The following is a 14067-nucleotide window of genomic DNA, read 5'->3' on the forward strand; positions in this document are numbered from 1 at the left end:
CCATGAACCAGCGCGCCCCTGGCAAAGCGACGCCCCGGTTACCGGCGACATCGACGCGTTGGTGCATCGTCCGTTGCCAGTCGAACCGATCACAGAGTTCGGCCTGAGCGCGCCGCCACGCTGCATCGTCACAACCGAACTCGACGCCGAACCGGTAAGCCGAACCCGGCCCCGCGGCATACCAGCCGCTGCCACACGCTACCGCCAAAGCCGAGATCAACAGGATCGGTCGTAGCGCCGCCTCCTCCGTCCGAGAGGCTAGCCATCTGGGCGCAGTGCATCGGAGCGAGCGGCCGACGATTCGCCCGAACGCCACGGCCATGTGAGATCTGCGTATGGGACGAACCGTCGAAGGCCCCGACCGTCTCGCCTAAGCGGCTGATACTGCGGCAGGAAGAGTGGAGCGGGTGAAGGGAATCGAACCCTCGTATTCAGCTTGGAAGGCTGCTGCTCTACCATTGAGCTACACCCGCGCGGCACGCCGGATAGCACAGGGCCGCAGGCTTGAGAAGCGTTGCAGTCCTGTCGGCGCGTGATGCTCGGATCGGGATCGTTTGGTGGGGGAAGTAGGACTCGAACCTACGAAGCTTACGCAGCGGATTTACAGTCCGCCCCCTTTGCCGCTCGGGACATTCCCCCAAACGCCAGCCCGTCCGGGCCGCGGGGGCTCTTATGGTGGGGGGTCGCGCGGGTGTCAACAGCGCGTTGCGCCCCAATCCCTCATTCCGCACGATCCGCGGAGGCGAGGTCGCAGATGCGCAGCTGCGCGCGCTCGGCGCCGCGCCAGCGGTCGCAGGCCAGGGTGCCGGCCACGTGGAACTCGCGCCCGATCCCGTTGAGCAGGGCGAGGCCGAGGGGGCTCTGGGCGCTGCGGAAGCTGATCGCGCCGATCGCCTGACCGTCCCGGCTGCGCAGGCGGGCGCGGGCATGGCCCGCGCCGACGATGCCCGCATCGACGATGCGGGGGTTGGCGAGCGCGAAGACCGGCTCGGGCGCGCCCTGGCCGAAGGGGCCGGCCCGCCCGATCAGCCGGACGGTCTCGGCGGTCGCCCCGCCCGCGCTCAGGCTCGCATCGATCAGGAGCAGGTCCGCGGCCCGGGCCTGCGCCACGGCCGCGCCGAGGCACTGGGTGAGATGAGCCTCGAAGCGGGTGAGGTCGGTCCCGATCAGCGTCACGCCGGCCGCCATGGCATGGCCGCCGCCCTTGGCCGCCAGCCCGGCCTCGACACAGGCGCGCACCGCCTGGCCGAGATCGGCGCCAGGCACCGAGCGGCCGGAGCCGGTGGCGGTGCCGTCCGGACGCAGGGCGAAGGCGAAGGCGGGCCGGCCGAACCGCTCCTTGAGGCGGGCGGCGATCAGGCCGACCACGCCCGGATGCCAGTCGGCGCTGCCGGCGACGAGGACCGGGCGGTCCGGATCGAGGCCGAGCAGGCGGTCCATCCCGGCCTCGGCATCGGCGACCGCTTGCGCCTCGATGATCTGGCGCTCCCGGTTGAGCCGGTCGAGCTCGGCGGCGATGCGGACCGCCTCGACGGCGTCCTCGGTGGTCAGCAGACGGGCGCCCAGCGCCGAATCGCCGATGCGTCCACCGGCATTGATGCGGGGCCCGACGAGATAGCCGAGATGCCAGGCCTCCGGCGGGCCGTCGAGGGAGGCGGCGTCGAACAGGGCGGAGAGCCCGGTGCGGCCGCGGGCGCGCATCACGGTCAGGCCCTGGACCACGAAGGCGCGGTTGAGGCCCACCAGCGGCACCACGTCGGCGACCGTCGCCAGGGCCACGAGGTCGAGGGCGTCGGTGAGCTTCGGCTCGGGGATATCCGTGCCGAAGAAGCCCTCGGCGCGCAGGACCCGATTCACCGCCACGAGAGTCAGGAAGACGACGCCCGCGGCGCAGAGATGGCCGAGGCCCGAGAGATCGTCGAGGCGGTTCGGGTTCACCAGGGCGCGCACCGGCGGCAGGGTCTCCGGCGCGGCGTGGTGGTCGAGCACGATCACGTCGAGGCCGAGCTTCTCCGCCTCCTCCAGCGGGCCGTGGCCGCTGGTGCCGCAATCGACGCAGACGAGGAGGCTGGCGCCCTCCGCAGCCAGGCTGCGCACGGCACCGACATTCGGGCCGTAGCCCTCGCTGATCCGGTCGGGGATGTGGATGCGGGCGGTGACGCCGAGCTCGCGCAGGTAGCCGGCGAGAAGGGCCGCGCTCGCGGCGCCGTCCACGTCGTAATCGCCGAACACCGCGACGATCTCGCCGCGGCGCACGGCCCGGGCGATCCGCTTGGCGGCGAGCTCCATGTCGAGCAGGCAGCCCGGATCCGGCATCAGCTCGCGCAGGCGCGGGCGCAGATACGCCTCGGCCTGATCCGGCAGGACGCCGCGGCCGGCGAGCACCCGGGCGAGCAGGTCCGGCAGGCCATAGGCCTGGACCATCTTGGTGGCGTAGCCCTGCAGGGCCGGGTCGGCGCAGCGCTCGCGCCAGGACCGCCCCTGGATCGAGGCGGCGACGCCGAGGAAGGCACGGGATGCGGAGGAGGGGGCTGGCACGAGTCCCATCCTATAGCGAGCCGGCACGTCCGGCGCTGCCGCCCGAAAACGACAGCGGGGCGGGCATCGCTGCCCGCCCCGCCGATCCCGTCCGAGGATTCCGGCTCAGACCGCCTTGAGGATCGAGTCGACCACCTTCTTGGCGTCGCCGAACAGCATCATGGTGTTGTCGCGGAAGAAGACCTCGTTCTCGACGCCCGCATAGCCGGAGCCCATGCCGCGCTTGATGAAGAGCACGGTCTTGGCCTTCTCCACGTCGAGGATCGGCATGCCGTAGATCGGCGAGGTCTTGTCGGTCTTGGCGGCCGGGTTGGTGACGTCGTTGGCGCCGATCACGAAGGCCACGTCGGCCTGCGGGAACTCGCCGTTGATGTCCTCCAGCTCGAACACCTCGTCGTAGGGCACGTTCGCCTCGGCGAGCAGCACGTTCATGTGGCCCGGCATGCGGCCCGCCACCGGATGGATGGCGTATTTCACGTCGACGCCCTCCTTCTTCAGCATGTCGGCCATCTCGCGCAGGCTGTGCTGCGCCTGGGCGACCGCCATGCCGTAGCCGGGGACGATGATCACGCGCTCGGCGTTCTTCATGATGTAGGCCGCATCGTCCGCCGAGCCCTGCTTGACCGAGCGCGTCTCGACCTGTCCGCTGCCGGCGGCGGCGGCGTCTCCACCGAAGCCGCCGAGGATGACCGAGATGAACGAGCGGTTCATCGCGTGGCACATGATGTAGGACAGGATCGCGCCCGACGAGCCGACCAGCGCGCCGGTGATGATGAGCGCGAGGTTGCCGAGGGTGAAGCCGATGCCGGCCGCCGCCCAGCCCGAGTAGGAGTTCAGCATCGACACGACGACGGGCATGTCGGCGCCGCCGATCGGGATGATGATGAGCCCGCCGAGCACCAGCGAGAGGATGACGATCAGCCAGAACAGGCCCTTCGACTCGGTGCCGATGAACAGCGCGAGGAGCAGGACCAGGCCGGCGGCGAGCAGCGCGTTGATCAGGTGGCGCTGCGGCAGCAGGATCGGCTTGCCCGACATCCGTCCGTCGAGCTTGGCGAAGGCGATGACCGAGCCGGTGAAGGTGATGGCGCCGATGGCGACGCCCAGGCCCATCTCGAACAGCGACTGCTTGTGGAAGTGGCCGTTCTCGATGATGCCGAAGGCCTGCGGCGCGTAGAGCGCGCCGGCCGCCACCGCCACGGCCGCGAGGCCGACCAGCGAGTGGAAGGCGGCCACGAGCTGCGGCATCGCCGTCATCGGCACGCGCTTGGCGATCACCGCACCGGCGCCGCCGCCGATGCCGAGGCCGAGGAGCACCAGGATCCAGGCGCCCACGCCGGAGGGCGGATGGCCGACCAGCGTGGTCAGGATGGCGAGCCCCATGCCCACCATGCCGTACATGTTGCCCTGGCGGGAGGTGGTGGGGTGCGAGAGCCCCCGCAGCGCCATGATGAACAGGACGCCGGAGACGATGTAGAGAAGGGACGAGACGTTCTCGGACATCCGCTCAGCCCTTCTTCTTGTACATGGCGAGCATGCGCTGCGTGACGAGGAAGCCGCCGAAGATGTTCACGCTGGCGAGCACGATGCCGATGAAGCCGAACACCCGCGCGAGGCCGGTGCCCTTCTCGATCAGCGGCACGCCGACGGCGAGCAGCGCGCCGACGATGATCACGGAGGAGATCGCGTTGGTGACCGACATCAGCGGCGTGTGCAGCGCCGGGGTCACCGACCAGACCACGTAGTAGCCGACGAAGATCGCGAGCACGAAGATCGCGAGGCGGAAGACGGTGGGATCGACGGCGCCATGGGTGGCCGCGGAGAGGCCGTGGCCGAGGCTGTCGGCGATCACCTGGGCCTGGTCGGCCGCGTTGCGCGCCGCGGTCGCCGCGGCCCGGGCGGTATCGGCCAGGACGCGCGTCTGGTCCGCCGCCTGATCAGGGGGGATGGTAGCCATTCGCATTCTCCGCGGGATCAGGCCGCTTTGGGCTGGAAGGAGGCGTGCACGACCTGACCGTCGCGCGTGAGATTCGTCGCCTTGACGAGCTCGTCGTCCCACTTCACCGCGAGCGCCTTCGACTCCTTGTCGATGAGGGTCTCGAGGAAGGCGTAGAGATTGCGCGCGTAGAGGCTGGAGGCGGTGGCGGCGAGGCGGCCGGGGACGTTGAGGTGGCCAACGATCTTCACGCCGTTTCCGGTCGTCACGATCTCGCCCGCCTTCGCGCCGGCGACGTTGCCGCCGCGCTCGACCGCGAGGTCGATCAGGACCGAGCCCGGCTTCATCGAGGCGACCATCTCCTCGGAGACGAGCTTCGGCGCCGGGCGGCCCGGGATGAGGGCCGTGGTGATGACGATGTCCTGCTTGGCGATGTGGCCTTTGACCAGCTCCGCCTGCTTCTTCTGGTACTCGGCCGACATCTCCTTGGCGTAGCCGCCCGCGGTCTCGGCCTGCTTGAACTCGTCGTCCTCGACGGCGACGAACTTGGCGCCGAGCGATTCGACCTGCTCCTTGGTGGCCGGGCGCACGTCGGTGGCCGTCACCACGGCGCCCATGCGCCGGGCGGTGGCGATGGCCTGCAGGCCGGCGACGCCGACGCCCATCACGAAGACGCGGGCGGCGGGCACGGTGCCGGCGGCCGTCATCATCATGGGCATGGCGCGGCCGTACTCGGCGGCGCCGTCGACCACGGCGCGGTAGCCGGCGAGGTTCGCCTGCGAGGAGAGCACGTCCATCACCTGGGCGCGGGTGATGCGGGGCATCAGCTCCATCGCGAAGGCGCTGATCCCGGCCTCGGCCATGCCCTGGAGGGCGGCTTCGTTGCCGTAGGGATCCATGATCGCGACGACCGCGGCGCCCGACTTGAAGAGCTTGAGCTCCTCGGGCGCCGGGCGGCGGACCTTCAGGACGAGGTCGGCGTCGCGCGCGGCCTCCTCCGCCGAGGCGGCGACGGTGGCGCCGGCCGCCTCGAACTCCGAATCGGGCACGCCCGCCTTCAGGCCGGCACCCGACTGGACCACGACCTCGACGCCGAGACCCTTGAACTTCTTGACCGTCTCCGGCACCGCCGCGACCCGCGGCTCCGCGGCGTCGGTCTCCGAAAGCACAGCGATGCGCATTCAGCCAAACCCCTTGTAACGACCGCCACCGAATGCGCGAAGCGCGACGGGTTTTCGAGGTGGTCAGGCTACGTGATGGTGATGGAAACGGTAGTCTGTAACCGTCACGCTCATGCCGAGCGCGCGACCGGATCAGGCGAACGCGAGATACAGGCCGAGCAGCGCGGCGACGATCGCGGGGGCCTTCCAGCCGATCGGGCGGGCGAGCGCGCCGATCGCTCCGGCCGCGGAGGCGGCGACGACGCCGACGATGGCGGTGAGCCAGGCCTCGCGGATGCCGCCCACGGCGAGGGCGAGCACCCAGCAGATCACGACGCCCGTCGCGATCTCGACGAAGCGGACGAAGCCCCGGTAGGTCTGCTCGTGGGTCTTGGCGTCCATCGCGGGGCTGTAGGCCGCCCCGGACACGGTCTTCGTATCAGCCATCGTGCGTTCGTCCCCTTGACGCCTCTTTGTTCTGTCACGGGGGATGTAGCCTAAGCCCTTTCCTGCGGCAATCGTGTCACCCCCCCACAATGGGCCTAGTTTTTTGGCCGGGCAGAGAATTCGCGGCGGATTATTCCGGACGGGGCAGGCCGACGGCGGCGAGCGCCTCCGCCTGACGGGCCTCCAGCGCGTCGAGGGAGAAGCTCTCGATCTCCGCCTCGAACAGGCGGTGATAGTTCAGCTCCGAGCGCAGATGCAGGAAGACCGCGCCCAGGCCGACGGCGGCGCGGTCCATGAACACGAATTCCTGCGGCACGGTCACCGGGCCGCGCTCCTTCAAGGCCTGATGCACCTGGAAGGCCTGACGACGGCCGTACTCGCCCGGCTTGACGCCGTCGGCCACGGTGCGGGTGCGGTCCTCCAGCAGCGGACCGTAGATGAAGCGCGCCCAGATATTGAGGATGTCGATGATCTCGCGGCTCAGATTCTTGAAGCCCCAGACCTCGTAGGCGTGGACGATGCGGGCCTCGTCGCCCTCTAGGAGGCCGCGATAGAGATCGACCACGCCGCCGACGAAGCGCGGGTGGAAGATGCGCACGCAGCCGTAATCGAGCAGGTTGATGCCCTGCGGCCCGGCCTCGTCCGAGAACACCGTGTAGTTGCCGAGATGCGGGTCGCCGTGGATCACCGCCGCGCGGCTGAAGGGGTGCCACCAGGCCTTGAACATGGCCTGGGCGAGCCGGTTGCGCACCTCGACGGGGCTGTCCGAGAAATTCAGGATGCGCTCGCCGTCGAGCCAGCCGAGCGTGAGCAGGCGCTTGGTGGAGAGATCCTCCAGCACCTGCGGGACGCGCACCGCCGCGATATCCTTGAGCACCGTGCCGTAGAGGCGGGCATGCTTCGCCTCCCGGGGGTAGTCGAGTTCCTCGCGCACCCGCGCGCCGATCTCCTTGGCGATCTCGCGGGGATCGAGCCCGGGGTTCATCCGCCGGGGCAGGGCGAAGGCGAGTTCGAGCTGCTTCAGGTCGGCCCCGACCGCCGATTGCATATCCGGATACTGGAGCTTGCAGGCCAGCGGCGCCCCGTCGAGGCCGGTGGCGCGGTGGACCTGCCCCAGCGAGGCGGCCGCGGCCGGCTTCAGGTCGAAGCTACCGAACCGGGCCTGCCAGCCCGCGCCGAGCTCGGCCTGCATGCGCCGCTTGACGAAGGCCGCGCCCATGGGCGGCGCGTCGGCCTGGAGCTTCTGAAGCTCGGCGGCGTATTCGGGCGGCAGCAGGTCCGGGATGGTGGCGAGCAGCTGCGCCACCTTCATGATCGGCCCCTTCAGGCCGCCGAGCGCCGGGGCGAGGGCCGCTGCGTTGGTGGTGCCCTCCCCGCCGAACAGGCGGGCGCCCGCCATGCGCGCCGCGACGGTGCCGACATTGGCGCCGACGCGGGCGTAGCGGCTGGCGCGGGCGGAGAAGCGGTTGGCTTCGCGGTCGGTCTCGGCCATCTCGGGGGTGCTCGCTCGGTTCGAGACCGCGAGATATGCCGCGCCTGGCGCAGCAACCAGGGGCCTGGGGCCCCGCGCCGCGGCTCGGAGCCCTGTTTCGATGCGCGCTCTATGCCGGCCAGTTGTCGCGAATCCAGCGGGTGAGGCCGGCCTCGTCGATCTCGCCGGCGGCGAGGCCACGGATCATCACAACGGCCTCGGCCTCGTCGGCGACGAAGTCGATGTCGTTGAGGCCGAGGAAGGTGACCAGCGCGAGCAGCGCGGCGTGCTTGTTGCCGTCGATGAACGGGCGGTTCTTGGCGATGCCGAAGGCATAGGCTGCCGCAAGCTCGGCCAGATCGATCCGAGCCGGGTCGTCGGCATAGGCGACACGATTCACCGGCCGGCCGAGCGCCGCTTCGAGGGCGCCTTCGTCTCGTCTGCCGGGAGGCCCGCCGAACAGCTTCAATTGCTGCGCATGGAACGCCTGGACGAGATCGCTGGTCAGCCAGACGATCTCTCGACCGTCGCTCACTTCGCAAGCTCCGCGAGGACGTTGCGGTAGGTCTTCATCGCCTTCTCGGCGATCTTCATGCCCTTCTCGAAGGCTGGATCGTAGGCCGAGAGCCGGACCGAGCCGTCGGAATTCTCCGTCACATAGAGCCAGTCGCCCTGGGCAAGGTTCAGCTTGCCGAGGAGCTCCTTCGGCAGGATCAGGCCGGTCGAGTTGCCGACGCGCTCGACTTCGAGCTTCATGACCGGACTCCCAGGACGTTATACAGAACGTACAACACCCCGGGCGTCTGGCCGGAAGGGCGGCGTCAGCCCTCGCCTTCCATCGCCTCCAGCTCGGCGATCATGCCCTCGATCATGCCGAGGCCGATCTGCCAGAAACCCGGATCGGTCGCGTCGAGACCGAAGGGCTTGAGGAGTTCGCCGTAGGGTTTGGCGCCGCCGGCCGAGAGCAGCGCGAAGTAGCGCTCCACGAAGCCACCCTCCGCCTTCGCGTAGACGCCGTAGAGCGAGTTCACGAGGCAGTCGCCGAAGGCGTAGGCGTAGACGTAGAAGGGCGAATGGATGAAGTGCGGGATGTAGGCCCAGTAAGGCTCGTAGCCCGCATCGAGCCGGATCGCCGGGCCGAGGGATTCCGCCTGCACCGAGAGCCAGAGGGTGTTGATCTGCTCGGTGGTCAATTCGCCCTTGGCACGGGCGAGATGGACCTTCCGCTCGAAGGCGTAGAAGGCGATCTGGCGCACCACCGTGTTGATCATGTCCTCGACCTTGGCGGCCAGCATGGCCCGGCGCTGGGTCGTGTCGGTGGTGGCGCCGAGCAGCTTGCGGAAGGTCAGCATCTCGCCGAACACGCTCGCCGTCTCGGCCAGCGTCAGCGGCGTCGGCGCCATCAGGGCGCCGTTCGGGCCGGCGAGGACCTGATGCACGCCGTGGCCGAGCTCGTGCGCCAGGGTCATCACGTCCCGCGGCTTGCCCTGGTAGTTCACCAGCACATAGGGGTGCACGGAGGGCACGGTCGGGTGCGCGAAGGCGCCGGGCGCCTTGCCGGGCCGGGTCGGCGCGTCGATCCAGCGGCGGTCGAAGAAGGTCCGCGCGATGTTCGCCATGTCCGGCGAGAAGGCATCGTAGGCCGAGAGCACGGTGTCGCGCGCCTCCGACCAGGGGATGGTGCGCTGCTCGACCTGGGGGAGCGGGGCGTTGCGGTCCCAGTAGGGCAGGGCCTCGACGCCGAACCACTTGGCCTTCAGGCGGTAGTAGCGGTGCGACAGGCGCGGATAGGCCGCCTGCACGGCCTCGACCATCGCCGCCACCACCTCCGGCTCGACACGGTTGGCGAGGTGGCGGGCATCGGCCACGTCCTTGAAGCCGCGCCAGCGGTCGGAGATCTCCTTGTCCTTGGCCAGCGTGTTGGTGATCAGGGTGAACACGCGCAGGTTCGCGCGCAGCACGTCGCTGATCGCGCCCGCCGCCTCGCGGCGCACCGCGCCGCTCGGGTCCTGCAGCTTGTTGAGGGTGGGCTCCAGCGGCAGCATCTCGCCCTGGATGGGGAAGCGCAAAGCCGCGATGGTCTCGTTGAAGAGCCGGTCCCAGGCGGCGTTCGCCGTGACCGACTTCTCAAGGAACAGCTTCTCGACGCGGTCCTCGAGCTGGTAGGGCTTCTCGCGCCGCAGATCCTCGATCCAGGGGGCGTAATGCGCGAGCGGCGCCCGCGCGATGGCCGCATCCATCACCGCGTCCTCGACCCGGTTCAGCTCCAGCCCGAAGAACAGCAGCTCCCCGGAGGCGTCGGTCAGGCGCTCGCGGGTATCGCCGTAGAACTTGGCACGGACCTCGTCGGTGGTGTCGCCGGAATAGACGAGGCCGGCATAGGACATCAGCTTGCCGAGCAGATCCTCGATCGCCTCGTAGTCGCGCACCGCCTCGTAGAGGCGCTCGGCGGCGTCGGGGCCGGCCGCGAGGGCGCCGACGCGGCCGCCGAAGCGCTTCGCGAAGTCCCGGCAGGCGGCCTCGGCCCGCTCGAGATCCGCCTGGAATTCAGGGGCGTCGAGGCCCGGATAGAGGTCGCCGAGGTCCCATTCGGGCAGGAGGCCGAGATCCACCGCCTGGGCCGCGGCGCGGGCGGCCTGCGTCCCGGCCTGGATCCCTTCGGCCCCGCGGCAGGGAGACACTGCGAAAAGTCGGTTCGGCATCGGTGCTCGGATCCCTCGCGGGCCCGCCGGTCGTGGAAGCGGGGCCCTGGCTCGCCCTGATATCGAGCCGAGGGGCCTGGGCTTCAACCGAGCGGCCGTCACCGCCCGTGACAACACCGTCCTCGAAATCCTGCCATCGTCGTTAAGCGCAGCTTTACGCATCTGAGCGAGGCTGCATCTCGAAACGAAACACGCGCGAGACGAACACCGGACGGCCGCCCTGGCGCGGCCGTCCCGGCGCGGCCGCGTGCAGAGGGATGGGCCGGATGACCACAACGGTGCTGATCGTCGACGATGATCCGGTGCAGCGTCGCCTCGCCGAGGCCGCCGTGCGGCGGTTCGGCTTCGAGGCCCGCACGGCGGAGAACGGCGCCGAGGCCCTGACGCTCCTGCGCACGGAGCCTGCCATCGATGTGGTGCTGCTCGACCTCGTGATGCCCGGCGGCATGGACGGCCACGCCGTGCTCGCCGAGATGCGCAAGAGCGGGCTCGACACCCCCGTGATCGTGCAGACCGCCAACGGCTCGATCGACGCCGTCGTCAACGCCATGCGGGCGGGCGCCGTCGATTTCGTGGTGAAGCCGGCGGGCGCCGAGCGCCTCCAGGTCTCGATCAAGAACGCTTTGCGCGTGGACCAGCTGGAGGAGGAGGTCCGGCGCATGCGCCGCCGCGCCTCCGGGTCGCTCAGCTTCAAGGACCTGACCTCGCGCAGCCCCGACATGGACCGGGTCATGCGGCTCGCCGAGCGGGCGGCGAAATCGAGCATCCCCGTCCTGATCGAGGGCGAGTCGGGCGTCGGCAAGGAGGTGCTCGCCCGCGCGATCCAGGGCTCCGGCGAGCGCCGCGGCAAGCCCTTCGTGACGGTCAATTGCGGGGCGATCCCCGAGAACCTCGTCGAGTCGACCCTATTCGGCCACGAGAAGGGCGCCTTCACCGGCGCGACCGAGAAGCATGCCGGCAAGTTCGTCGAGGCGTCGGGCGGCACGCTCTTCCTCGACGAGATCGGCGAGCTGCCCCTCGACGCGCAGGTGAAGCTGCTGCGCGCGCTCCAGGAGGGCGAGGTCGATCCGGTCGGGGCCAAGCGCAGCGTGCGCGTCGACATCCGCTTGGTCTCGGCGACCAACCGCTCGCTCCTCGACCTCGTGAAGCAGGGCAAGTTCCGCGAGGACCTCTATTACCGCCTCAACGTCTTCCCGATGACCCTGCCGCCCCTGCGGGCGCGGCGCGAGGACATCCCGGACCTCGTGCGCTCCTTCTGCGCCCGCTTCTCGGCGGAGGAGGGCAAGCGGGTCCGCGCCGTGACGCCGGAGGCGATGGCGATGCTGACCCGCTACGGCTGGCCCGGCAACGTGCGCCAGCTCGAGAACGCCGTGTTCCGCGCCGTGGTGCTCGCGGACGGGGACGAGCTGACGGTGGCCGAGTTCCCGCAGATCGCCGCCCATGTGGAGGGATTCGACGTCCGCGTGCCCGTCGCCCCCGGCCAGCCCATCCCGGCCTCGGGCGCCGTGCCGGAGCCGGTCCGCGAGATCGTGCGCGTCGAGGTGCGCGACCCGCACGCCATGTCCCTCGTCGCCGAGGAGACCGGCGAGATGAAGACGATGGACGTGCTGGAGGCGGAGATCATCCGCTTCGCCCTGCAATTCTACCGCGGCCGGATGTCCGAGGTCTCGCGCCGCCTCGGAATCGGCCGATCCACCCTCTACCGCAAGCTCAAGGACCTCGGCCTCGACGACGAGGGCAAGGCCGAGGACGCGGCCGCCTGACCCTGCCGCAGAGGCCTCCCGCAGCGCCCCGCCGCGTGCGGGGGCATACGGCAGCGCTTGATCTCGTTATGGTACAGCAGGCGAAGCGGCTCCCGGGGCCGCTGTCTCCGGGAGTCTCGATGATGGGCGTACCGCGCACAGCCCTGGTCGCACTGGCCGCGCTTCTCGCCGGCTCGGTGGCGGCGCGCGCCCTCGAGACCGCGACCCTGCGCATGGCGGCGGTCGGCCCCGACGCGAGCGTCCCGGGCGATCCGGCCCGCCCGGCCGAGGCCGTGAAGGATCCGACCAAGGATCCGACCACGAAGGATCCGGCCCGGGATGGGGTGAAGGACAGCACCAAGGACGGGACGCAGCCGACGACGCCGGACGAGGCGGTCGGCGTGCCGGCGAATGCGAGCCCCGCCGCGCCGGAGGCGCCCGCCGCCTCCGATACGGCGGCGGCCCCCGTCGAGCCGAGCGATCCGCAATCCGCCGCGCTCTACCGGCGCCTCACGGACACCGCCCCGCTGCTCGCGCGGCTGACGGGCAAGGAGCGCGAGGCGATCCGCGCCTTCTACGCGCTCGGCGCCTTCAAGCCGGTCTGGATCGCGGACGGCGCCTATACGGCTGCGGCCAAGGCCGCGGCGGCGCGGCTCGCGGCGGCGGGGGAGGACGGGCTCGATGCCCGGGCCTATCCCGTGCCGACCCTGCCGGCTGCGCCGAAGCCCGACGATGCCGCCTCGCAGACTGCTTTCCTCGCCGCCGTGGCGGAGGCCGACCTCAAGCTCTCGGCCGCGGTCGCCCTCTACGCCCGCGACGCGCGCGGCGGCCGGGTCAACCTCGCCGCGATCTCGCGCCTGATCACCCCGAGCCTCGACCTGCCCACCGCCGACGTGGTTCTGACGCGCATCGCCAGCGCGGGCCCGGCGGCGGGCGAGCAGCTGCAATCCTACAACCCGCATTCGGCGGGCTACCGCGCCCTCAAGGCGCGCCTCGCGAGCCTGAGGGGGCCGGCGCCCGAGGCCGGCGGGGCGGCGAAGGGGACGACCAAAGCGACCCTCCGGCTGCCGCCGGGGCCGGTGCTGCGGCTCGGCATGCGCGACCCGCGCGTGCCGCTGCTGCGCGCGCATTTCGGGCTCGAGACGCGCAGCGCCGGCACGCTGGATACGGGCCCGGGCGAGCCGGATGCCTACGACACGGCGGTGGCCGACGCGGTGCAGGGCTTCCAGCGCGCGCGGGGCCTCGCGGCCACGGGCGTCCTCAACGCCCAGACCGTGCTGGCACTGGCGGGATCCGACGGGCGCGGCAAGGCGGCGACCGGCGACGAGGCGGCGCTCATCGTCAACATGGAGCGCTGGCGCTGGCTGCCGGCCGAGCTCGGGCCCGACTACGTGCTCGTGAACGTGCCCGAGTACCGGCTGCGCGTGTTCCGCGGGGGCGCCCTGCGGGATGAGGCCCGCGTCATCGTCGGCAAGGCGGAATCGCCGACGCCGATCTTCTCGGGGGCGATGGAATACGCCGTCGTCAACCCATCCTGGTACGTGCCGCCCTCGATCCTGAAGACGATGCTGCCCAAGATCGCCGCCTATGGCGGCAAGACCTGGGGCGGCTACGAGGTGGTGCGCCGCGGCGGACAGGTCTCCCTGCGCCAGCCGCCGGGCGAGAAGAATGCGCTCGGCTTCATCAAGTTCATGTTCCCCAACGCGCATGCCGTGTACCTGCACGACACGCCGAACCGCTCCCTGTTCTCGGCCTCGTCGCGCGCCTTCAGCCACGGCTGCGTGCGCGTGGACGATCCGTTCCGCTTCGCCGGCACCGTGCTGCCCGAGGCCTGGACCAGCGAGCGGCTGAAGAAGCTGATCGGCAAGGGCGAGCGCACCATCCGCCTCGACCAGAAGCTGCCGGTGCATCTCGCCTATTTCACCGCCTATCTCGACGATCTCGGCCAGTACCGCACGGCGCCCGACCTGTACGGCTACGACGCGCCGATGCGCGCCGCCCTCGGCCTGCCGGGCGGCGGCGGCCCGGCCATCGCGAAGGCGCCCAAGCGCGAGCCCGCCACCCGGAACGC

The 14067-nt window shown here is 70.6% G+C and carries 11 protein-coding genes and 2 tRNA genes; 2 read left to right on the forward strand and 11 right to left on the reverse strand.

The features are described 5' to 3' along the window. Nucleotides 1-399: 399 nt before the first annotated feature. The 11 genes from MET9862_RS09890 to MET9862_RS09940 all read right to left on the reverse strand — a co-directional run bounded on the left by MET9862_RS09890 (nucleotide 400) and on the right by MET9862_RS09940 (nucleotide 10254). Nucleotides 400-473, reverse strand: a tRNA-Gly gene (locus MET9862_RS09890). An 82-nt stretch (nucleotides 474-555) separates the two neighbouring features. Further along, nucleotides 556-639, reverse strand: a tRNA-Tyr gene (locus MET9862_RS09895). A gap of 81 nt (nucleotides 640-720) precedes the next feature. Beyond that, complete coding sequence (gene recJ, locus MET9862_RS09900) at nucleotides 721-2547, reverse strand: single-stranded-DNA-specific exonuclease RecJ (RefSeq protein WP_142582833.1); 1827 nt, start codon at nucleotides 2545-2547, stop codon at nucleotides 721-723. Nucleotides 2548-2643: 96 nt separating this feature from the next. Next, entirely contained in the window at nucleotides 2644-4041 is a 1398-nt protein-coding gene (locus MET9862_RS09905; protein WP_142582834.1) for an NAD(P)(+) transhydrogenase (Re/Si-specific) subunit beta, read from the reverse strand. Nucleotides 4042-4045: 4 nt separating this feature from the next. Beyond that, on the reverse strand, nucleotides 4046-4495 hold the full coding sequence (locus tag MET9862_RS09910) for a proton-translocating transhydrogenase family protein (RefSeq protein ID WP_142582835.1): 450 nt from the start codon (nucleotides 4493-4495) through the stop codon (nucleotides 4046-4048). Between the two features lie 17 nt (nucleotides 4496-4512). Then, complete coding sequence (locus MET9862_RS09915; RefSeq protein WP_142582836.1) at nucleotides 4513-5655, reverse strand: Re/Si-specific NAD(P)(+) transhydrogenase subunit alpha; 1143 nt, start codon at nucleotides 5653-5655, stop codon at nucleotides 4513-4515. A gap of 132 nt (nucleotides 5656-5787) precedes the next feature. Continuing rightward, a complete protein-coding gene (locus MET9862_RS09920) occupies nucleotides 5788-6081 on the reverse strand; it encodes an aa3-type cytochrome c oxidase subunit IV (protein WP_142582837.1) in 294 nt (97 codons plus the stop codon). 130 nt (nucleotides 6082-6211) lie between these two features. Further along, nucleotides 6212-7573, reverse strand: coding sequence for an ABC1 kinase family protein (locus MET9862_RS09925; protein ID WP_142582838.1), 1362 nt, complete (start codon nucleotides 7571-7573; stop codon nucleotides 6212-6214). Between the two features lie 109 nt (nucleotides 7574-7682). Then, complete coding sequence (locus MET9862_RS09930) at nucleotides 7683-8087, reverse strand: type II toxin-antitoxin system death-on-curing family toxin (RefSeq protein WP_142582839.1); 405 nt, start codon at nucleotides 8085-8087, stop codon at nucleotides 7683-7685. Next, entirely contained in the window at nucleotides 8084-8308 is a 225-nt protein-coding gene (locus MET9862_RS09935; RefSeq protein WP_142582840.1) for an AbrB/MazE/SpoVT family DNA-binding domain-containing protein, read from the reverse strand. The genes MET9862_RS09930 and MET9862_RS09935 overlap by 4 nt, the downstream gene beginning before the upstream one ends. Before the next feature lie 65 nt (nucleotides 8309-8373). Then, on the reverse strand, nucleotides 8374-10254 hold the full coding sequence (locus MET9862_RS09940) for a M3 family oligoendopeptidase (protein ID WP_142582841.1): 1881 nt from the start codon (nucleotides 10252-10254) through the stop codon (nucleotides 8374-8376). Between the two features lie 266 nt (nucleotides 10255-10520). On the opposite strand from MET9862_RS09940, the gene MET9862_RS09945 reads away from it, so the two are divergent. Together MET9862_RS09945 and MET9862_RS09950 are read left to right on the forward strand one after the other, a co-directional pair. Continuing rightward, a complete protein-coding gene (locus tag MET9862_RS09945; RefSeq protein WP_142582842.1) occupies nucleotides 10521-12017 on the forward strand; it encodes a sigma-54-dependent transcriptional regulator in 1497 nt (498 codons plus the stop codon). Between the two features lie 122 nt (nucleotides 12018-12139). Further along, nucleotides 12140-14067, forward strand: a 1928-nt coding sequence (locus tag MET9862_RS09950; protein ID WP_142582843.1) for a L,D-transpeptidase family protein, incomplete at its 3' end; no start/stop codon positions are given.

Source organism: Methylobacterium symbioticum, from assembly GCF_902141845.1.
In the GTDB taxonomy this organism is placed as follows: domain Bacteria; phylum Pseudomonadota; class Alphaproteobacteria; order Rhizobiales; family Beijerinckiaceae; genus Methylobacterium; species Methylobacterium symbioticum.